15 protein-coding genes are annotated in these 20,335 nt (G+C 71.5%); 6 read left to right on the forward strand and 9 right to left on the reverse strand.

The window, feature by feature from the left end:
* Positions 1–153 precede the first annotated feature (153 nt).
* Entirely contained in the window at positions 154–1,446 is a 1,293-nt protein-coding gene (locus ABH926_RS27835) for an extracellular solute-binding protein (RefSeq protein ID WP_370368762.1), read from the reverse strand.
* 344 nt (positions 1,447–1,790) lie between these two features.
* Here ABH926_RS27835 and ABH926_RS27840 point away from each other — a divergent pair, with 344 nt between their 5' ends.
* From ABH926_RS27840 to ABH926_RS27850, 3 genes are all read left to right on the forward strand, one after another.
* Entirely contained in the window at positions 1,791–2,426 is a 636-nt protein-coding gene (locus tag ABH926_RS27840; RefSeq protein ID WP_370368763.1) for an isochorismatase family protein, read from the forward strand.
* 4 nt (positions 2,427–2,430) lie between these two features.
* Positions 2,431–3,339 carry a GlxA family transcriptional regulator gene (locus ABH926_RS27845; protein ID WP_370369012.1) on the forward strand — a complete coding sequence of 303 codons (909 nt, stop codon included), beginning with the start codon at positions 2,431–2,433 and terminating at the stop codon, positions 3,337–3,339.
* A gap of 149 nt (positions 3,340–3,488) precedes the next feature.
* Positions 3,489–5,351, forward strand: a complete 1,863-nt coding sequence (locus ABH926_RS27850; protein WP_370368764.1) for a phosphodiester glycosidase family protein — start codon at positions 3,489–3,491, stop codon at positions 5,349–5,351.
* A gap of 183 nt (positions 5,352–5,534) precedes the next feature.
* On the opposite strand, the gene ABH926_RS27855 is transcribed toward ABH926_RS27850, so the two are convergent.
* The 8 genes from ABH926_RS27855 to ABH926_RS27890 form a co-directional block, all read right to left on the reverse strand.
* Positions 5,535–6,107, reverse strand: coding sequence for a hypothetical protein (locus ABH926_RS27855; protein WP_370368765.1), 573 nt, complete (start codon positions 6,105–6,107; stop codon positions 5,535–5,537).
* A gap of 110 nt (positions 6,108–6,217) precedes the next feature.
* Positions 6,218–7,183: an FHA domain-containing protein gene (locus tag ABH926_RS27860; RefSeq protein WP_370368766.1), complete on the reverse strand. Its 966-nt coding sequence runs from the start codon at positions 7,181–7,183 to the stop codon at positions 6,218–6,220.
* Positions 7,184–7,263: 80 nt separating this feature from the next.
* Positions 7,264–8,592 carry a VWA domain-containing protein gene (locus ABH926_RS27865; protein WP_370368767.1) on the reverse strand — a complete coding sequence of 443 codons (1,329 nt, stop codon included), beginning with the start codon at positions 8,590–8,592 and terminating at the stop codon, positions 7,264–7,266.
* A gap of 19 nt (positions 8,593–8,611) precedes the next feature.
* A complete protein-coding gene (locus tag ABH926_RS27870) occupies positions 8,612–9,865 on the reverse strand; it encodes a protein phosphatase 2C domain-containing protein (protein ID WP_370368768.1) in 1,254 nt (417 codons plus the stop codon).
* Positions 9,862–12,150 (reverse strand): tetratricopeptide repeat protein, encoded by a 2,289-nt coding sequence (locus tag ABH926_RS27875; protein WP_370368770.1) that lies wholly within the window; start codon positions 12,148–12,150, stop codon positions 9,862–9,864. Before ABH926_RS27875 ends, ABH926_RS27870 begins: the two co-directional genes overlap by 4 nt.
* 103 nt (positions 12,151–12,253) lie before the next feature.
* Positions 12,254–13,486 carry a hypothetical protein gene (locus ABH926_RS27880; protein WP_370368771.1) on the reverse strand — a complete coding sequence of 411 codons (1,233 nt, stop codon included), beginning with the start codon at positions 13,484–13,486 and terminating at the stop codon, positions 12,254–12,256.
* A gap of 60 nt (positions 13,487–13,546) precedes the next feature.
* Positions 13,547–14,611 (reverse strand): glutamate ABC transporter substrate-binding protein, encoded by a 1,065-nt coding sequence (locus ABH926_RS27885; RefSeq protein WP_370368772.1) that lies wholly within the window; start codon positions 14,609–14,611, stop codon positions 13,547–13,549.
* Between the two features lie 10 nt (positions 14,612–14,621).
* Positions 14,622–16,007, reverse strand: a complete 1,386-nt coding sequence (locus tag ABH926_RS27890; protein ID WP_370368773.1) for a hypothetical protein — start codon at positions 16,005–16,007, stop codon at positions 14,622–14,624.
* 150 nt (positions 16,008–16,157) lie between these two features.
* Between ABH926_RS27890 and ABH926_RS27895 the strand changes: the two genes are divergently transcribed.
* The 3 genes from ABH926_RS27895 (at position 16,158) to ABH926_RS27905 (ending at position 20,288) form a co-directional block, all read left to right on the forward strand.
* A complete protein-coding gene (locus tag ABH926_RS27895; protein ID WP_370368774.1) occupies positions 16,158–17,411 on the forward strand; it encodes an Ig-like domain-containing protein in 1,254 nt (417 codons plus the stop codon).
* A 91-nt stretch (positions 17,412–17,502) separates the two neighbouring features.
* The gene (locus ABH926_RS27900) at positions 17,503–19,377 is read left to right on the forward strand and encodes a glycoside hydrolase family 15 protein (RefSeq protein ID WP_370368775.1); all 1,875 of its coding nucleotides are present in this window, start codon (positions 17,503–17,505) and stop codon (positions 19,375–19,377) included.
* A gap of 203 nt (positions 19,378–19,580) precedes the next feature.
* Entirely contained in the window at positions 19,581–20,288 is a 708-nt protein-coding gene (locus ABH926_RS27905) for an HAD family hydrolase (RefSeq protein ID WP_370368776.1), read from the forward strand.
* Positions 20,289–20,335: the final 47 nt, after the last annotated feature.

Consider the following 20,335-nt stretch of genomic DNA (forward strand, 5'->3'; position numbering starts at 1 on the left):
CCCGCCCGCCGGCCCCCCCCCCCGCCCGCCGCGGCCCCCCCCCCGGCCGGGGGGCCCCCCCCCCCCCCCCCCCCGCGGGGGGGGGGGGGGGGGGGCGGCCCCCCCCCCCCCCGCTCTGTGTGCGTCGTCATCGCTGGGACGTCCCGTACTGCCTTAGTTGCTGGCCGTCGCGACGGCCTGGATCTGGTCCAGGACGCCCTTCGGGTCGGAGGTCACGGCCTTGCCGACGATGTCCTTGACCTTCTGCGAGGCCGGGTCCCAGTTCGGGTCCGAGCTCGGGTACCAGGCGGCCGAGGGCAGCGCGTCGATGAACGGCTTCAGGGTCGGGTTCGAGCCGGACAGGTCGCTGGCCGCGTCCTGGGTGGCCGGCAGCAGGTCGTACTCGTTGTCGAACTGCTCCTGGTACTTCTTCTGCAGCGCGAAGTCGAGGAACTCGCCGATCGCGGTCTTGTGGTCCGAGTGGGTGTTGAAGGCCTCGATGAAGTCGGCGACACCCAGCGGGGAGGACACCGGGCCGGACTTGCCGGGGATCTGCGCGGACTTCCAGTTGTCGCCGATGTTGCCCTCCTTGAGGATCGGCACCAGCGCCGGGGAGCCGTTCAGCATGCCGATGTTGCCGGCCGCGAAGTCCTTCCACAGGTCCGTGCGGTCCTTGGTGCCCGGGTCCGGCTCGGTCAGGCCGGGCTTGACCAGGTTGTCGGTCAGCCACTGGAAGGTCTGGACGTTGGCCGGCGAGTTGATCGCCCACTTGCCGGAGGAGTCCTTGTAACCGCCGCCGTTGCCCAGGGTCCACAGGTAGGTCTCGGCCTGCGCCTCCTCCGAGCCCAGCGGGAGGCCGTAGCCGGTCTTGCCCAGCGCCTTGATCTTGGCGGCGTCGGCCGCCACGTCGGCCCAGGTCTGCGGCGCGGCGGTGATGCCGGCCTGCTGGAACAGCTGCGTGTTGTAGAAGAACGCGCGGGTGGAGGTGGTGAACGGTATGCCGTACTGCGCCTGGCTGCCGTCCTGGCCCTTGGTCTGGCCGAGCTGGGCCACGTGCGGGATCAGGTTGGACAGGGTCGACGGGGAGACGATGTCCGAGGCCTTGTAGAGCAGGCCCTGCGCCGCGACGTCGGCGTAGCCGCCGCCCTCGAACAGGTCCGGCGCGTCGTTGTTCTGCAGCGCCGTGGTCAGCTTGGTGGCCAGGTTGTCCCAGGTCGCCATCTCCAGGTTGACCTTGACGTTCGGGTACTTGGCCTGGAAGTCGTTGATGATCTGAGTCCAGTACAGCTTGGTGTCGTCCTTGTCGGTGCTGCCGTAGTTCGGGGCGAGCAGCGTGATCGTCACCGGCTTGGAGGAGCTGCCGCCGGAGGACGAGGACGAGCTGGAAGAGGACTTGCTGGACGAGCACGCCGACAGGGCGAGAGCCGCGGCCAGACCGGTCGCGGCGATAGTGACGAGACGCTTCACCTGGGATCCACCTTTGTAGGAAGGGTGAGGGTTGGGGACTTCAGGTCGTGACGCTGGGACACGCTAATCACCTTTGGCCCGGCGGTATAGACCAGAGGAGCCTCAGGTATAGACCAGTTATCGAACCGTCATCTCGGGATCCCCTCAAAAGCGGACATAGTCGGGCGTAATCAAGCCCTTGAAAGCGTCTTCACGATGAACCGCTGTTGAGCCGCAGATGTTGGCCGGGCGCTCCGGCGCGGTCTCCCGCGCCGGCGAAGGACGCCGCCGGTGTGACCGGATCGTTCCGTATCGAGGCCGGAACGGGTCTGCCGTCCGCCGGCCCGGGCGCCGATCATGGAGGCATGACACAGCGAGCCCTCATCATCATCGACGTCCAGGAGTCCTTCCGCGCCCGCCCGATCTGGCGGCTGATCGACAACCCGGACATCGCCGACGACGTCAACCGCCTCGTGGACCACGCCCGCGCCAACGACGACCTGGTGGTCTGGGTCCTGCACGAGGAGCCGGGCAGCGGCACCGCCTTCGACCCGGCCTCCGGGCACGTCCGCTACCTGGACGGCCTGCGCGAGCCGGCCGCCGGCGACATCGAGGTCCGCAAGACCTCGCACAACGCGTTCACCACCACCAACCTGCAGCAGCGGCTCACCGAGCACGGCGTGACCGAGCTGGCGATCTGCGGCATCCGCACCGAGCAGTGCTGCGAGACCACCGCGCGGGTCGGCTCCGACCTGGGCTACCAGGTGACGTTCGTGGTGGACGCGACCGCGACCAACCCGATCCCGCACCCGGACGGGCCGCAGGACCCGACCCCCGAGGAGTTGGAGGCCGACCCGCGCGCGCTGCCGGCCGCGGCCGTCGTGGAGCGCACCGTCTTCGCGTTGGCGCACCGCTTCGCGACCATCGCGACGGTGGACGGCGTGGTCGGCGCGGTCGGCGCGGTCGGCGCGGGCACCGCGGCCGCGGTCCCGGTAGGCTGACCGGATTGTGAGGGTCGTCTTCCTGCTCATCCCGCGCCTGCACCTGTTGGACCTGTCGGGTCCGGCGCAGGCCTTCTCCACCGCGGACGATTGCGGCTACCCGTACGAGCTGCGGTACTACGCCGAGCAGGAGGACATCGTCAGCGCGCAGGGCGTCCGGCTGCGCGCCGAGACCGAGTGGCCCGGCGCCGGCCCGGAGGACCTGGTCGTGGTCCCGGGCTGGCGCTCGCCCAGCCTCAAGGGCAGCCCGCGCCCGGGACGGGAGCTGCTGCGCCGGCTGGCCGAGCACCACGCCGCCGGCGGCACCGTGGCCAGCGTCTGCTCCGGCGCCGAGGTGCTGGGCCAGGCCGGGCTGCTGGACGACCGGCGCTGCACGACGCACCACGATCTGCAGGACGAACTCGCCGCGCGCTACCCGCGGGCCCGGGTCGAACGCGACGTGGTCTACGTGACCGACCACCGGGTGGTGACCTCGGCCGGCATCGCCAGCGGCATCGATCTGGCGCTGCACCTGGTGGCCGAGCGCCACGGCCCGGCCGCCGCGGCCAAGATCGCCCGCGAGATGGTGGTGTACGCGCGCCGCTCCGGCGAGGAGTCCCAGGACAGTGCGATGCTGCGGCACCGCTGGCATCTGCGCGACGCGGTGCACCGCGCGCAGGACCGGATCGACGCGGCCTACGCCGAGCCGTTGCGGCTGGCGGATCTGGCGCGCGCCGGCGGCGTCAGCGAGCGTACTTTGACGCGGCAATTCGTGGAGAGCACAGGCATGACTCCGTTGCGTTACCAGCAAACGCTGCGGGTGGAGCGCGCCGAGAATCTGATCGGGCACGGCGCGACGGTCGAGGCGGCCGCGCGCGCTGTGGGCTTCGCCGATGCCCGTATGCTGCGCCGACTGCGTTCGCGCGTGATGTAGGACACGCCGTTTCACCCATTTTCATCGCAACCGCGTACCCCGGTGTAAGCGTCTGAGGACCGGCGGGCAATTCCAGCAAGCTGGCGGTGGCCATCAATGAATGGCCATACTCTGAGGCTGGATCGGGGACCGGAGCGAGAGGATTGTGGATGACACCGGCACCGACGGGAAGGACCGGCGACGGCTATCCGGGACGCGGGGTACCTCCGCGGCCGGACCGGCCGCAGGGACCGCCCCGCAGCCGTGACGTACCGCGTCCCCGGCCCCCTCAGGACCCGCGCCAGGGCCCTCCGGCCGAGCCGCGGACGCCGTGGGACGACTACAACCAGGCTCCGCAGTACCCGCAGGGCCGGGACCCGCGGGCCGGGCAGCAGCCGCCGCAGCGTGATCCGCGCGATCCGAGCTACCAGCAGCGCGATCCTCGTGATCCCGGCTACCAGCAGCGCGATCCCCGCGATCCTCGCGACCCGAGCTACCAGCAGCGGCCGGAGCACCCGCGTAACGGCTACCCGCAGCCGGGCCAGCCGCCGGCCCCGGGCCGCCAGCAGGCCGGCCGTCAGCAGCAGGCGCCGAGCTACCAGCAGAGCCCGAGCTACCAGCGCGTGGACCGGGCGGCGCAGGACATAGGCTCGCTGGACGAGACCCACATCCCGCGCGGCACGCGGCGCCGGATCCCTCAAAACCCTGAGGAACTCCGTCACCCTGAGGATCTTCATCCGGCGGAGTACTCCTCGAGCCACCAGGACGGCTACGGCCCCGACGGCTACGACGAAGACGGCTTCGGCCCCGACGGCGAGGACGAGGACGACCTCGCGGAGTCCGGCGAGCGCGGGGGCCGCGGCCGCCGGCGGGCCGGCTCGCGCCGCAAGGACCGGCTGACCCCGGCCCAGCGCCGCCGCCGGAAACTCATATTCCGGGGCGTGGCCGGCGTCATGGCCATATTCCTGTTCCTGACCAGCTACTCGCTCTACGGCGCGCTGAGCGCCCCGGGCAACATGAGCAACCAGGCGCGGATCGCGGAGTGGGCCCGCGGGAAGGGCATGGGCTTCGCCGTGTCCTGGATGGAGAACCAGCAGTACCAGAACAACAAGCCCAAGACCGGCGGCAACCTGTCCCCGCAGCAGCTGGCCGACCTGGCCCCGCCGTCGGCGACGCCGACGCTGGCCAAGAACGACCACCTGCTGCCGCCCATGAAGCCGTTCGTGCCGAACCCGGCGCCCGGCGAGGGCGACTGGCAGCCGGCGGTGGTGCTGAACGGCGCCCCGGTGATCCAGATCGCGAAGCTGCGCTCGGACCCGCAGCACCTGGAGTACCTGTCGGCGGTGGCGTGGATGGACCAGAAGCACGCCAGCTTCATCCTGCACCCCGGCTCCCAGCAGCCCGGCACGTCCGGCTACAGCCAGACCGACCACCTGGCCGGCGACCAGCTCAAGAACCTGATCGCGACGTGGAACGGCGCCTTCCTGCTGAACCCGAACGACGCGCACGGCGGCTTCTACCTCAACGGCAAGACCTACGGCACCCTGATGCCGGGCGCGGCCTCGGAGGTGTTCTACAAGGACGGCACGATGAACGTCGGGTCCTGGAACTCCGGCGCGGGCTTCCAGATGGACCCGAACGTGGTCGGCGTCCGGCAGAACCTGCAGCTGCTGGTGGACAACGGCCAGATCAACCCGCAGGTGAACAGCGACGACAAGAAGCTGTGGGGCGTGACCATCAAGAACGCGTACTTCGTGTGGCGCTCCGGGATCGGCATCACCGCCGACGGCAGCATCGTCTACGCGATGGGCCCGGCGCTGTCCGTGCCGACCCTGGCCGAGCTGTTGCAGCGGGCCGGCGCGGTCCGGGGGATGGAGCTGGACATCAACCCGGAGTGGGTGTCCTACATGACCTACGACGGCAGTAAGGACCCGACGAACCCGGTCCCGACGAAGCTGCTGGACTTCGCCCGCACCGGGCAGCGGTACTTCTCCACCGAGGAGCGCGACTTCGTGGCCGTATACAGCCGTTAACCCAAAGGTCTCTCGCTCTCACGCTCCCCTGTCGCTACCTTGGTTCGGTAGCGAGAGGGGAGCGCTGTTTTCCATGAACGGGACCGTTTTCGGGATCATCCTGATCGTGCTCGCGGCGGCCGGAGGGGCCGCTTTGTGGGTGGACACCATCCGCAAGCGCGACAAGCAATAGTCGGCTGGAGCTCAGTACCCGCCGCCACCGCCACCAGAACTGGAACTCGGAGGACTGCTCGGGTTGGACGGCATCGAGCCGGGTGCTCCGGCTCCGACGGCCAGGGCCGGGGTGGCGACGTACCAAGTGCCACCGCTGCCCTCGCCGTTCGCCTGGCCGGCAGCGCTGTCACCGGTGTACTCGTACAGCGGGTGGCCGTTGTAGACGACCTGGCCGTTCGAGACGGTCAGCTTGCCGGTGACGGTGGTGGCCGCGCTCGGAGTGGCGGCCTTCAGTCCCGGCCAGACCGCGGCGCAGCTGCCCGTGCACGTCGGCATGCCGCCGGCGGTGTCCGGGGTGAAGTAGTAGAGCGTGTGGCCGTCCGGTGCGGTGAGGACCACGGTCTGCGTCCCGTTGACGCCGACCGTGGCGCTGTTCACCGTGGTGCCCGTGGTGCTGGACATGCTCGGCGGGGTGGACGGCGTGCTCGAGGCCGAGGAACTCTTGCCGGACGACGACGAGCAGGCCGAGGCCAGTGCCAGCAGCGCCACCGCCGACACCGCCCCGGCGACACGCGCGGTGCGGGGGATACCCGGCTTGACCATGATCGTGCCTCCTTACGGCAGGTGGAGGTTTCGAACCTCCACTTTTGGCACGTATCGGGGGCCGTCGTGGTTCGGCCGGGCTCCCCGCGCTCCCGCGCGGGCCGGCCGGCTCAGTCGAGCTGGATCAGCGTCAGCGTGGTCCACACCCCGACGTGGATCCGGTACCCGGCCTCGACCGGGAACGCCTGGTTCGCCGGGATCGGGGCGGTGTCGTCGTTGAGCACGGTGCCGTTCATCGACTCCAGGTCCACCACCTGCCAGCCGCCGTCCGGGCGGTGCTGGAGCACCGCGTGCAGATGCGACACCCCCGGGTCGGTCGGCGGGCCGGTCAGGTCGATGTCCACGGTGCCGCGCTTGCCCGTGCGGCCGATGCGCACCGTGTCGCCCTTGAGCTCGAACTGGCGCTCCGGACAGTACGGCGGGAAGGGGTAGGCGTTGGGGTCGATCTCGCCCTCGGCGACCACGGCGTCGTAGTACGCGCGGTCGGCGCTGGCGATCGCGATCCACTGCGCAGTGCTCCCGGAGGCGGCGCCGCCGATACCGGTCGGATCGGACGTGACAGTCCGGGCCAGCGGGTCGGAGTCCGGGTCGGTCTGCGGACCGGGGTTCACCGGGCCGCCGGTCTGGCTGGAGCCGGACCGGCCCGATCCGGTCTGGCCCGAGTTGCTCTGGCCGGAGCCGGTCTGTCCAGATCCGGTCTGCGCCGAGCCGTTCTGGCCCGAGCCGCTGCGCAGGCGCTCCGCCTCCCGCTGCTCGGCCTCGCGCTGTTCGGCCTCCCGCTGCGCCTTCTCCGCCTTGCGCAGCTCGGCCTCGATGTCCAGCTGCGGCTGGTCGACCGTCTTGCCGGTCTGCTCGTCGGCGAAGTTGAACCCGCAGCCCTCGCAGAAGGTGTCGCCTGCCTGCCTGGGCAGCAGGCAGTTCGGGCACGGCTCGCCGGCCGAGCCGTAGTTCGGCGCGCCGCCGCCGCTCGGGGACGAACCCCCGGCCGCGTGCGCCGGCGTGCCGATCGACAGGCCGCACTCGTCGCAGTAGTCGGTCGCGACCGACTGGTGTCCGTCCGGACACTGGGCCATCATCGTCCACCCGCCTCAACGCCGGCCGCGGCACGCCGCCGCGGCTTGTCCACCGTCGCCATCCTCAGCACCCCCGCCAGATCTCAGTTCCGCTTGGCGCGCACGGTCTTGGTGGAGTCCACCTCGAGCTCCATCGCGTCGCCCTTGTCCACCTTGGCCTTGGCCCGCACCTTGGACGTGGCCGGGTCGACCTCGGTCACCTTGCGCAGCATCTTCACGGTGTCCTCGTGCCCGGACTCCACCGCCAGGTCCATGGCGCGGCCCAGGCGCGCGGTGGCGGTGTCCAGGTCTCCGGCGGCCTGGGCGTCCAGGCCCTCCTGGATGGCCGAGGCCATCTCGGCCTGGCCGGTGTAGTGCGCCACCCGGCCGTTGATGCGGGTGGACAGGTCGGTGTCCTCGGTCCACACCGCGCGGATCTTGCCCTCGCCCAACAGCGTGGCGCCGCCGGCGTCCTTGGCCACCAGCTGCACCCGGCCGGCCAGCTTCTCCTGGCCGATGTTGCCCGGCTCGACCTCGACGCAGACGTGGTACTCGCGCGTCTCCGCGCCCCACGCGCCGGTCGGGTAGTCGCCGGTGAGCGGGTTGTCGCCGGGCACGCGCATCCCGGACAGGTCCGCCAGGTTCGGGCTGACCTGCTTGACGTAGCGGACGGTCGCGCCCTTGGGCGCCCACAGCCGCAGCGCGACGTCGGCGACCTCCTTGCCCATGGAGTTGACCATCATCTCGCGGAAGTCGTCGGCCAGCTTGGCCGGCTCGCGGATGATGCCCACGGTGCCCAGCAGCGCGTCGGCGATCTTGCGCAGCTCCTTGGGCTCCCAGTCCTCGCCGATGCCGCGGCAGTCGGCGGTGAAGTTGCCGACGCTGGACTGAATGGCGCGCGCCAGGTCCGCCGGCGTCTCGGACTCGTCCTTGCCGTCGGTGAGCAGGATCGCGTGCTTGATCGCGTGCGGGTGGGTGTCGAAGATCCGGCCGGCCTGGGCCAGCCAGCGGCCCATCGCGGTGCCGCCGTTGGCGTGCAGGCGCCCGACCGCGTCCTTGGCCGCGGCGCGGCTCTGGTAGTCGGCGCGCAGCAGCTGCCCGCCGGTCGGGTAGACCACGCGCGCGCCCTCGGTGCCGGCCACCACCGCGAAGTAGGCGCCGTCGCTCAGGGTGTCGATGGCGACCTTGGTGGCCTCCTTGGCCGCCATCATCTTGGTCCGCGGGTAGTCCATGGACCCCGAGCAGTCGATGATGATGACCTCGACGTTCTCCGTGCCCGAGGCCGGAGCCCCGTAGGAGGCCGCGGCCGGGGCCGGTGCTCCCCCGGCCGCCGCGGTCGCGGTCAGCGTGACCACCGCGTGCACCTCACGCGCGCCGGCGGCCAGGAACTCGTTCTGGTTGATCTCGAAGGCGAAGTCTGGGTACTGGCTCATGGCTGCTGACATGCTCCTGTCATGCGGACGGTTCGGCGGGTGCCTGAACCGGATAGGGAACGAGTACGGCGGTGATGTTGTCGTGGCCGCCGGAGTCCAGGGCCTTCTTGACCAGCCGCGCCGCCGCGCCGAACGGGTCCGTCAGCGCCTCGGGCAGCGCGAGCCCGGCCAGGTCCACGGCCTTCTCCACGTAGTTCCACAGGCCGTCGCTGCACACCAGGACGGCGCCGGGCCCGTCCGGGGTGAAGCGCGCCAGGTGCGGTTCGGGGGTGCCGGAGTCGGCGCCGAGCCAGGCCTCGATGGCGTGCGAGCCCTCCTCGGCGTCGTCCTTGGTCAGCGCGCGGGAGGTGCCGCGCTCGTCGAGCCAGTAGGCGCGGCTGTCGCCGAGCCAGGCCACCGTCACCTCCTGCCCGACGATCGCCGAGACGTAGGTACAGGCCGGCGGGTTGCCGTGGTCGGCGTCGCGGGCCAGGTCGGCGACCGCGCGGTCGGCGTCGGCGACGGCGTAGCGGGAGATCAGGCGCAGGTCCGCGGGCAGCGGTCCCGAAGCCGCCGGCACGCCGGGACCCTCGGGGCTCTCGGGGACCTCGGGGACCTCGGGGCCCTTGCGGCCCTCGCGGCCCTCGGGGTCGTCGGCCGGGACCTGCGGCACCGTGGCCATCACCGCGGTCTCGACCGGTTCGCTGTGCGCGTAGCGCGGCGCGGACCCGCCGGCCGGCTCCGGCAGGCCGGCCGCGATCGCGGTCAGCAGCAGCTTGGCGGCGGCCGAGACCGCCGCGGCCGAGGCCTCGTCGGGCCGCTCGGAGGTGGAGACCCCGTCGCAGACCACGGCGACCACCAGGTTCTCGCCGTCCAGCCCGAGGGCCGGGCGCAGCGCCATGGAGTCCTCGTTGCGGTGGTGGCGAAGGCCGCGGTCGCTGATGCCGGCCACGATCGTGAGATCCACCTCCATCCGGTCGCGGCGCCGCGGCTGCAGGTCCCCGCAGTCGGTGCAGTAGCCCTCGTCGTCGATCTCGGTGCCGCCGCAGGAGACGCACGGCTTGGGGCCGAGGTACTCCGAGGGCTCCTCGTCCCCGGTCCGCGGCTCGTCCACGCCGTAACCGCAGCCCTCGCAGAACCGGGCGCCGGCCTCCATCACCAGGTCCGTGGCCCCGCAGTTGGGACACGTCAGCTGCAACGGCATGGCGGGCTCCGCCTCTCTGGACTCTGGGGAGGCCGACGGCACGCCCGGGAGGCTCCCCAGGGCGGCCGCGGCGGCGGTCTCGATCGTCACGTCAGCGTCCTGGGCCGCACGGCGTTCGCCTGGTCGACCAGCTCGACGCGCTTGGCCCGGTCGGTGGCCAGCCGGGCCAGCGAGCGGTACGCGTGCTCCATGCCCTCGCGCAGCGAGCGGTCGTCGACCTTGCGGTCGATCAGCTTCTGCCCGGGGCGCAGGTCGGCCGGGGTCTGGACGCCCAGGCGCGTCCCGGCGGCGCTGAACACGTCCAGCGCCAGCCAGTTCGCGTGCTCGGGGTCCAGCCGGGCGGCCAGCCAGGCGTAGCGCAGGTCGATGTCGGCCAGGTCGGCGCCGGTCAGGTCGCGGTCCCGGTCCACCAGCAGGGCGCGCAGCGCGGCCTCGGCGGCGGCGGTGTGGTGGGTGGAGGTCTGCGGCACGGCGCCGAAGGCGCGCACCGCCGCGTCCCGCTGCCCGGTCTGCAGCAGCGCGCGGGCCAGGCCGAAGGCAGCGCTGACATAGCCGGGGTCGGTCCGCCAGACCATGTCGTAGTAGCGGCTCGCGGTGGCGTAGTCCTGCTGCAGCTCGGCGCAGGCGGCCAGGGCCAGCTTCGGCGCCGCCTCACCGGGCAGCGCGTCGTAGACCGCCATGAACATGCGCGCCGCCTCGCCGGTCCGGCCGGCGGCGAGCTGGATCAGGCCGCGGTACCAGAAGGTGCGCCAGTCGCCGCCGTTGGCGTTCTCGAAGTCGTCCAGGCGCTGGGTGGCCACGGTGAAGTCGCCCTCCGCGGTGGCGACCAGCACCAGGCGCAGCTGGATCTCCTGGGAGGCGGCCGACAGCGGCGAGCTCTCCAGGGCGAACCGCTGCTCGACCAGATCCACCGCGCCCAGGCCCGCCAGCAACTGCGCGCCGGCGTCCTCGCGGTCCACCAGCGGCACCGGCAGCGCCCGCACCACCTCGCGCACGTCCGGGACCGACGCGGTGGTGCTCGGGACCCGGACCTCGGGCCCGAACATCACCGAGGCGCCGGGGTGCGGCTTGTCCTCCTCCAGCGACAGCACCTCGCGCAGCACCGCGGTCAGCTGCTGCGCCATCTGCTCGGCCGAGCCGAAGCGCATCGCCGGGTCCTGGTCGGTGGCGCGCTGCAGCAGCTTGTAGAACGACTCGTGCCGGCCGAACAGCGGCACCTCGGCCGGCGTGGGCAGTTTGTTCAGATAGGTGGTCTGGTAGGTCCGGGAGTCCAGCGAGGTCAGCACGGCCAGCGTGCGGCCGACGGTGTACAGGTCGGACTCGACCGTCGGGCCCTCCTCGGCGATCTCCGGGGCCTGGTAGCCCTTGGTGCCGTAGATCGCGGAGTCCTCGTCGTCCATCCGGATCACGCCGCCCATGTCGATGAGCTTGAGCTGCTCCTCGTCCTGGATGATGTTGTCCGGCTTGAAGTCGTTGTAGACCAGGCCCAGGCTGTGCAGGTAGCCGAAGGCGGGCAGGATCTCGATCGCGTAGGCGATGGCCTGCGCCACCGGCAGCGGGCCCGCCTGCCCGGCCGGGTCGCGGTAGTCGGCCCGGATCTGCTTCAGGGAGCTGCCGCCGACGTACTCCATGACGATGTAGCCCACCGGGGCGCCGGTGGCGGCGTCCGGGTGCTGCACGAAGTTCAGGATCTGCACGATCGAGGGGTGCTTCACCTCGGCCAGGAACCGGCGCTCGGCGGCCGCGGCGGCCATCGCGTCGGCGTCGCCGGAGTCCAGCAGGCCCTTGAGCACCACCCAGCGGTCGGAGACGTTCTCGTCCTTGGCCAGGTAGATCCAGCCCAGACCGCCGTGCGCGATGCAGCCCAGGATCGCGTACTGCCCGACCTTGTCGCCGGGCTTCAGCTTGGGCTCGAAGGAGAACGCGGTCCGGCACTTGCGGCAGAAGCCCTCGGTGCGCCCCGGGTTGCCGTCCCGGCCCCGGCCCACCGGCGCCGAGCAGTTGGAGCAGAACCGCTTCCCCTCCGGCACCTGCGGGTTGACCATGATCTCGGTCATCGGGTCCTTGGCCGGGACCGGCGGCACCTCGATCAGCCCGGCGCCGAGGTTGCCGCGGCGCGAGCGGCCGGTGCTGCCGCCGCGCGAGCCGCGGGTGCGGCTGGACACCGAGGTGGAGTTGCGGCTGGAGGCCGACGTGGACGTGGAGCGCGTGGCGCTGGTGCGCGTGGAGTTCGCGGTGCGCGACGAGGCCTGGCCGGCCCCGGCGCGCGGTGCTGCCGGCCGCGCCGCCGCCGGAGCGGCGGCGGTGCCGCAGGTGTCGCAGTAGCCGTCGGCGTCGATGGTCCCGTCGCAGCCCGGCTCAAGACAGGCGGTCACTGGTCTTTCCCTCTCCCCTGTAGAACTCTCGTGGAGCCCTGTGTGAAGTCCTGTACCGATCCTCGGTGGCCCTGGTCGTCCTCGACATCAGTGGACACCAGACCTATGACATGCTCGGCAGCGACGCCCCCACGGCTGCCTGGTAGTGGCGGACGGCGGCCTCGGCGCCGCGCAGGTCGCACGGCGCGGACCACAGCAGGTCCCGCGCCAGCCCGTGCGCGGCGGTCAGCGCCGGGGTCTCGGCGATCCCGTGGCGGGCGGCGCGCGCCCGGTAGGCCTCCAGCAGCCCGCGCAGCTCGTCGCGCCGGTCCAGCGGCGCCCGGATCTCGCCGACCCGCTTCTGGGCGTTCTCCAGGATCACGCTGCTGTTCTTCTCCAGAGCCGACAGGTTCCGTCCGAGCAACGTCCAGGACTGCCCGGACCGTTCCCGCAGCAGTTCGTCGACCTTGCCCCGAAGGTGCGCCGCGGCCGCCGAGGCCGGCGGCAGCTTCGGCGCGGTGATCTTCTCCCGCACCTCGGCCCGCACCCGCTCGGCCTCGGCCTCGGCCCCGGCGATCAGCGCTATGACGTCCTGGACGGCGGCCAGCCGCTGGTCGAACTCGGTCCGGGCGGCCAGCGCCTGGTCCAGCTCGGTCTGCACCCCGGCCAGCTCGGCGAGCAGCCGCGCCACCCGGGCCGGGGTGTCCGTCCCGCCGGCCACCATGCCGAGCGGGTCGGACAGCGCCCGGCGCCGCAGGTCCGAGGTCTGGGCCTGGATCCCGGCCAACCGGTCGAAGACCGGATCGGCGCTCACGCCGACCCGGTCGGCGGTGCCGCGCGCGGCCCGGGCCCGGGCCTGGAGCTCGTCCAGCGGCTCCAGCAGCCGGTTCCAGGCGTTCTCGGCGTCCACCGCGACCCGCTTGACCACGTCGTAGGTCCGGGTCATGGACTCCACGGCCTCGTCCAGGGTCAGCAGGTCCTGGGTGCTGGCCGGGTCCAGCAGCCCGCGCCGCTCGAACGGCACGGCCTGCCGGGGCAGCGCCACCGAGCGGCCGGTGAGCAGGTCGGCCATGGCCGCCAGCTCCCGGTCCCCCAGCCGGGTCTTCGGGCCGCCGCGCATCGCCACGACCCGGTCGAGCACCTTCTGGTACGCCTCGAAGACCGTCCACAGCCCGGCCAGTTCGGCCGAGGCCTTGCCCCAGGCCTGAGCCGTGGCACCGGACAGCTGCGCGCCGTCCAGCAGCCGCCGGCCCGGATGGTCGTCCAGTTCCAGCAGACCCGCCGAAACCCCCGAGCGCTCCTGGGCGCGGCGGTCGATCGCGGCGTCGATCGCCTGCCGGGTCCACATGGTCGTCACGGCCGTGCTCTTGCTCCCCCCGTGCCCGTCTGCCTGGAGTCCTTGGTCCGTTCCATCAGATCAGCCACCCAGAGGGTACTGCGCGGGGATCTCCGGAAGGGATGTCGGTGCAGAACCCAAATCCTTTGCAAACAGTGAGCGCCAGCCGTTCGGACCGGTGTCCTGGATCAGGTTCGTCAGGGCGGTGTTCACGAACGGCGTCAGGTCGTTCGGCGGACTGGTGTAGTTCGTGACGATGCCGTAGGGCTGGGACTCTCCGGCCGGCGCGGTGGTCATCGCGACATGCGGGTCCTGACTCTCCATGCCGCGCAGCAGGGCGTCGTCGGTGTAGACCGCGCCGACCTCGTCTTGTTGCAAGTCTGCGAGGCAGTCCAGCGCGTTGGGCACCTGGAAGGCCGCATCGTCGCCGAGGGTCTTCTTGATCTCGGCGACCGGAGTGGAGTTCAGCGTCGCGCAGACCTTGGTGCCGGTGCCCTTCAGCTGGGCCAGCGACGTGCTGCGCGGTTTGCCGTCGTCGCCGCGCGCCATCAGGAGCTTCAGCTCGGCGGTGTAGTAGGGGTTGGAGAAGTTCATGCGCTCCGCGCCCTCCATCCGCGCGCAGGTGATGGTCGTGGTCTGCACCACCAGGTCCACGTTGCCGGAGTGCAGCTGCGCGTACTCGCCGGTCTTGGGGTCGGCGAGGGTGACCACGCGGAACTGGATGTGGCCGTCGGAGCCGAAGATGGCGCGCGCCATCGCCCGGGCGATGTCGACGTCGAAACCCTGCGGGTTGTTGTCGTGCTGCGGGTCGTAGCCGAACAGCTCGGTGTTCAGGTCGATGCCGGCGATCAGGAAGCCGCGCTTGCGGATCTTGTCGAGGGTGCCGCCGGCCGTGACCGCGTCGTTCGGTCCGGGCAGCGACCCGTTCCAGACGGCCGAGGTGGCCTCCGGCCCGCAGGGGGTCGGCGGGGTCTTCGGGGTGTTCGGCAGGGCGCCCGGGCCGATGCCCTGGCCGGCCCGGGGTTCGATGGCGCTGGACGAGGCACCCTTGGTGCTGCTGCACGCCGCGGTCAGCCCGACGGCCGCCACGAGCGCCGCGGCGCCCCAGATCCGCATGCTGACGTGCTTGCCGTTCTTGCTGGTCATCCCCGCCCCCTCAGTGGTATTCCGCGATCCGGCGGCCCAGGCCCCGGACCACCGCCCCGGCCATCGCCAAAGCCAGTACCCCCAGGCCGATCTCCAATCCGGCCAGCGCCCCGGCGCCGTCGGCGGCCTCGGAGGTGAAGGAGGCCTCGGCGTGCTTGATGGCCTGGTCCAGGTCGGACTGCAGCGCGGTGAACGACTCGGCCGCGCTGGCCGCCGGGGCCGTGAAGTCGTGCTGGCCCAGCGCCGAGTCCACGGCCTTCTCATACTGGTTCTGCTGGTCGAAGGCGCGCAGGTCCTGGTGCTGCTTGTGCCAGGCGGCCTCGTCGCTCGCCGCGGCGGCGGCCAGCTTCTGGCCGGGGGTGTCGGTCGCGAGCCCGCCGGCGTTCTTCAGCTCCTGGGCCAGCAGTTCCTCCGTGCCGGGAGTGTGAGTCCCGTCCGCCGCGGTGACGCCGGCGTAGTCGGCCTCCTTGTCGTCCGCGGTGCCGCGGCCGACCAGCGTCAGCATCTCGTCGGTGCGCGCCTGCAGGGACAGGATGCGGGCCGTGGCCAGCGCGCTGACTTGGTCCGAGCCGCGCTTGGCGGCGTCGTCCTCGTGGCTGTTCTGGACCGTCATGTCGACCCCGGCCCAGACCAGCGACAACACGAGCCCGGCCGTGGCGCCCAGCAGCCCCAGGTTGAAGGTCCGGTTGGTCCGCCTCGACTCCCGGACCTGTACCACCAGCAGCGCGATCAGCAGCGCGACGCCGACCGCGATCATCAGCCACGGGAACTGCTTGGCCGTGCTCTCCGCGGACGCGAGGTTCTTGGCCTCGGTGTCGGACAGTTTCTGCGCCGCGGGCAGGATCGTGCCCTGCATCAGGCTCGAGGCCTGAGTCAGGTAGCGGAAGCCGACCGGGTAGCCGAGCAGGTTGTTCGCCGCCGCGGTGGCGTTCAGCTTCACGTACTGCGGCAGCTGCGCGGCGATCGCGCCGAGCGCGTCCTTGGCGGCGGTGTCGCCGCCGGCCTCGTTGGTGGCCGCCAGCAGAGCCGCCTGGGCCTTCTGCAGGTCGGAGTTGTACGTGCCCAACAGGTCCGGGGGCGCCTCGCCGACGTGCAGGTAGATGGTCGTGGAGGTGGCGTCGGCGTCGGACAGGCTGTGGTAGAGCTGCTCGGCCTGCTGGATCAGGACACCGCTGTGCGACTTGGCGTCGCCGGCCCCGTCGGCACGGACCTGGGTCCCGATGATCCCCACGGCGCCGAACAGGAGCGCGCCGGCAGCCAGGGCGGCGCGGACCCGGACCAGTCTGCGGTCCGTACGCTGCCCGGGCGGTTTCGCCGGTCGACCGGACACGGCCGGTACCGCTGCCCGCTGCGCGGCCAGTACCTGGGTCGGCGCTTGTGCGCTGGCTGTCGTCATCCAGAAGCCCCCCTTTGGATCATTCCCGACAGGAGTCGGCTTTGCCTTCTCCCCTGCCTCTGCTCTGGTTAAGGAAAACCTAACGGTTCACCAGCAGGCTGCGGTGCCATTGGTACCAGCCAGTTATAGGATCGAGCACGGGAGGCGATTATGCGCAGACTGCACAAGCTCGCCGTCGCGATGGCCGTTTTGGGCCTGACCGCCGCTTGTGGCGGGGGCGGGAACTCACCGAAGACGGCGTCCGTCGCGCCGGTCGCGAACGGCTCTTCGCCCTCTTCAACAGGGTCTTCGCCCGGCAGCGCGTCGCAGAGCTCTGCGCCGAGCGCCCCGTCGAGCTCGGCCCCGGCCGACACCTCCCCGGCCCTCGTGGTGATCAAACCCGCCGCGAACTCCTCCGATGTGGACCCCTCCTCGCCGATCGCGGTGAGTGTTGCCAACGGGAAGCTGACGTCGGTCACCGCGCAGGTTTCCGGCGGCAGCGCGGTGGACGGCACGCTGGATCCCTCGGGCGCGTCCTGGACGTCGGCCGACCCGGTCGGCATCGGGCACACCTACAAGGTGACGGCGGTCGCCATGGGCGACGACGGGAAGCAGCAGACGGTGACGTCGCAGTTCACCACCGGCACGCCGGGCAACACGTATGCGGGCACGTACACACCGGACCCGGGTACGACCTACGGCATCGCGCAGCCGGTGTCCATAACGTTCGACAAGCCGATCCCGGACGAGGCCGCGGTCGAGAAGCAGCTGACCGTCACCTCCGACCCGCCGGTGACCGGCTCCTGGCACTGGTTCGGCTCGCAGCGCGTGGACTTCCGCCCCCAGCAGTACTGGGCGCCAGGGACCAAGGTGACGCTGCACATGCGCCTGGACGGGGTGAAGAGCGGCAGCCTGTACGGCAAGCAGAACCGGGACGTCACCTTCACCATCGGCCGCTCGCTGGTGGCCACCATGGACGCCAGGACGCACCGGATGACGGTGACCACCGGCGGCAAGACCACGACGCTGCTCACCAGCTCCGGCAAGACCGGCTTCGAGACCTGGAACGGCACGATGGTGGTCCTGGAGAAGGACCAGGACATCAGCATGAACTCCGACACCGTGGGCATCTTCGGCGTGAACGCCTACGACATCCCGAACGTGTACTGGGACGTGCGGCTGACGCCCTCGGGGACGTTCGTGCACGCCGCGCCGTGGAACGCCGGCAAGTTCGGCAACGTCAACGGCAGCCACGGCTGCATCGGCATGTCGACCTCGGACGCGGAGTGGTTCTTCAACCAGGTGATCCCCGGGGACCCGGTTACTGTCGTGAACTCCAAGGACACGGTGCGTGCCGATAATGGCTTCGGGGACTGGAACCTGAGCTGGTCCGACTGGGTCGCCGGCAGCGCGCTGCCGCACTGAGACCGGCGCCGGGAAGGGCGCCCCGGAACGGCCCGGCAGGGGCGCCCTGGAATGGTCCGGGAGCGGGCTCCCGGGAATGTAAAGTCTGCGCATGACCTCGAGCACGCACCCCTACCCCGCGATCGACGATCACGGGCTGATCGGTGACCTGCGCACTTGTGCGCTGGTGGCCGGCGACGGCACCGTGGACTGGTTCTGTCCGGGGCGGTTCGACGCGCCGAGTATCTTCGGCGCGATGCTGGACCACGAGCGGGGCGGGGCGTTCCGGATCCGGGTCGAGGGGGCGGCCTCCCGCCAGTCGTACGTGCCGCGCAGCGCGGTGCTGGTGACGCGGTTCGAGACCGCCGAGGGCGGCGTCGGCGAGATCGTCGACTTCATGGTGCCGCCGGAGGCGCGCACCTCGGCGGCACCCGGTTCGACGGTCATCTACCGGATCGTGCGCGCGGTGGCCGGCGACGTCCAGTTCTCCGTGGACTGCCGGCCGCGCTTCGACTACGGCCGCTCGACCGCCGACCTGGCCCGGCTGCTGCAGCACGGCGGCGGCACGGCGGTGGCCTTCTCCGGGCCGGACAGCGCGGCGACCCTGTTCTCCACCGCTCCCCTGGCCCTGGACTCCGAGACCGGCAGCGCGACGGCCGAGGTCCTGCTGAGCGCCGGCGAGGCCGCGGCCTTCATCCTGGCCGCCGACCTCGCCGAGCCCTCGGGCTGGCAGCCGGACGTCGCCGCCGAGGTGGAGCGCGCGCTTGAGGAGGCGCTCATCTTCTGGCACGGCTGGCTGTCGCAGAGCACGTACCAGGGGCGTTGGACGGACGCCGTGCACCGCTCGGCGATCACCCTCAAGCTTCTGACATACGCGCCGACCGGTGCCTTCCTCGCGGCGGCCACCACGGCCCTGCCGGAGGAGATCGGCGGCCCCCGCAACTGGGACTACCGCTACACCTGGGTCCGCGACGGCTCCTTCAGCGCCCGCGCCCTGGCCGATCTGGGGTTCCAGCAGGAGGCCGAGTCCTTCGCCCGCTGGGTCACCGACCGGCTGGCCGAGGGCCCGAACCCGGTGGGCGAACCGCTGGACATCATGTACCGCGTCGACGGCACCTCGGACCTGGTCGAGGAGGAGCTGCCGCACTGGGAGGGCTACCGCAGGTCGGCGCCGGTGCGCATCGGCAACGGCGCGGCCGAGCAGCTCCAGCTCGACGTCTACGGCGAGTTCCTCTACTCCCTGTCGGACACCGAGCACCTGCACAGCCCCGAAGGCCGGGCCGCCGTCGCCGCCCTGCTGGACTGGCTGGTCGAGAACTGGGCCCGGCCGGACGAGGGCATCTGGGAGACCCGCGGCGGACGCCGTGACTTCACCTACAGCCGCCTGATGTGCTGGACCGCCTTCGAACAGGGCCTGCGCATCGCCCCGACGCACGAGAACGCCGGCATGTGGGCCGTGATGGCGCACTCGATCGCCGCCGAGATCCGGGACAAGGGCTGGGACGAGGAGCAGAAGGCCTACGTCCAGAGCTACGGCGAGGGCGCCCTGGACGCCTCGATCCTGTTCATGCCGGTCGTGGGCTTCACCGCCCCGGACGACGAGCGCTGGGCCGCCACCCTGGCCGCGATCGAGCGCGGCCTGGTGCACGACGGCCTGTGCGACCGCTACAGCCTGGCCGAGTTCAGCGACGGCCTCGAAGGCGAGGAGTCGAGCTTCGACCTGTGCACCCTGCTGTACTTCGTGGCGCTGGCGCAGACCGGCGCGGTCGAGCAGGCGCAGAAGATGTTCGAGGCGTTCCTGGGGCACGCCGGCCCCACCGGCCTGTTCGCCGAGGAGCTGACGCCGCACGGCGAGCAGCTGGGCAACTTCCCGCAGGCCTTCACGCACCTCGGGCTGATCTGGGCGGCGCTGGCGCTGGACAAGGCTTTGGACCGGATTCCGGACAGGGTGATGGCCGCCGCCGTGGAGCACGCCGGGGTGGTGTAGCGGGACGGCGTTCGTCCCGGCCGTCCCGTTCACGCCACCCCCACGCCGTAACCCGTTGGCATGAGTTTCCGATGGCGATGCCTCCTTCCCGGGAACAGTTCCCTACAATCGCGATCGTCACTGCCATCGCCGTCCCTCGGGCACTGCTTGGAATGGGGAGCTGTCTGACGCTGTCGCAGCGTCCCGTGAGAGGAACCCTGAGCATGCACAACCCGGGCAAGTCACGCACCATAGACGCGGTCGTCTTCGACGTCGGGGAGACGCTCGTGGACGAGAGCATCGAGTACCACAACTGGGCCGACTGGCTGGGCGTCCCCCGCCACACCTTCTCGGCCGTCTTCGGAGCGGTCATCGCCTCGGGCCGCTCGCACCTGGAGGCCTTCGAGTACTTCCGGCCGGGCTTCGACCTGGAGGCCGAGCGCCGGGCCCGCACCGTCGCCGGCCGCCCCGAAGGCTACGGGGAACGCGACCTGTACCCCGACGCGCGCCCGACCCTGGCCGCCCTGAAGGAAGCCGGCTATCTGGTCCTGATAGCCGCCAACCAGACCACCGCCTCGCACCGCATCCTGGAATCGCTCGACCTGCCGGTGCACCTGGTGACCACCTCCGGCATGTGGGGCGGCCTGGAGAAGCCCGACCCGGCGTTCTTCACCAAGGTCGTCGAGGTCTGCGACGACGTCTCGCGCGCCGAGGACCGCGGCCCCCTGGTGGACGCCGGCCGCATCCTGTACGTCGGCGACCGCCTCGACAACGACCTGCGCCCGGCCTGGGGCGCGGGTCTGCGCACCGCCTTCGTCCGCCGCGGCCCGTGGGGCACGGTGTACGGCGACCACCCGGATCTGGTGGCCAAGACGGACTTCTATCTGACCGCCCTGGACCAGCTGCCGGGGATGCTCGCCGACGAAGTCTGACGGCGGCTCCGCGGGCCTTCGGCCCCGGCGCCGGACTGAAGGGCTCC

Origin of the sequence: Catenulispora sp. GP43, assembly GCF_041260665.1 — a bacterium.
In the GTDB taxonomy this organism is placed as follows: Bacteria; Actinomycetota; Actinomycetes; order Streptomycetales; family Catenulisporaceae; genus Catenulispora.

What these genes read in the sequence shown, in the direction of transcription:
- ABH926_RS27840 (WP_370368763.1), top strand. Translation starts at nt 1,791, where the DNA reads ATGACACAGCGAGCCCTCATCATCATCGACGTCCAGGAGTCCTTCCGC.
- ABH926_RS27850 (WP_370368764.1), top strand. Translation starts at nt 3,489, where the DNA reads ATGACACCGGCACCGACGGGAAGGACCGGCGACGGCTATCCGGGACGC.
- ABH926_RS27855 (WP_370368765.1), bottom strand. Translation starts at nt 6,107, where the DNA reads ATGGTCAAGCCGGGTATCCCCCGCACCGCGCGTGTCGCCGGGGCGGTG.
- ABH926_RS27860 (WP_370368766.1), bottom strand. Translation starts at nt 7,183, where the DNA reads ATGATGGCCCAGTGTCCGGACGGACACCAGTCGGTCGCGACCGACTAC.
- ABH926_RS27865 (WP_370368767.1), bottom strand. Translation starts at nt 8,592, where the DNA reads ATGAGCCAGTACCCAGACTTCGCCTTCGAGATCAACCAGAACGAGTTC.
- ABH926_RS27885 (WP_370368772.1), bottom strand. Translation starts at nt 14,611, where the DNA reads ATGACCAGCAAGAACGGCAAGCACGTCAGCATGCGGATCTGGGGCGCC.
- ABH926_RS27890 (WP_370368773.1), bottom strand. Translation starts at nt 16,007, where the DNA reads ATGACGACAGCCAGCGCACAAGCGCCGACCCAGGTACTGGCCGCGCAG.
- ABH926_RS27895 (WP_370368774.1), top strand. Translation starts at nt 16,158, where the DNA reads ATGCGCAGACTGCACAAGCTCGCCGTCGCGATGGCCGTTTTGGGCCTG.
- ABH926_RS27900 (WP_370368775.1), top strand. Translation starts at nt 17,503, where the DNA reads ATGACCTCGAGCACGCACCCCTACCCCGCGATCGACGATCACGGGCTG.
- ABH926_RS27905 (WP_370368776.1), top strand. Translation starts at nt 19,581, where the DNA reads ATGCACAACCCGGGCAAGTCACGCACCATAGACGCGGTCGTCTTCGAC.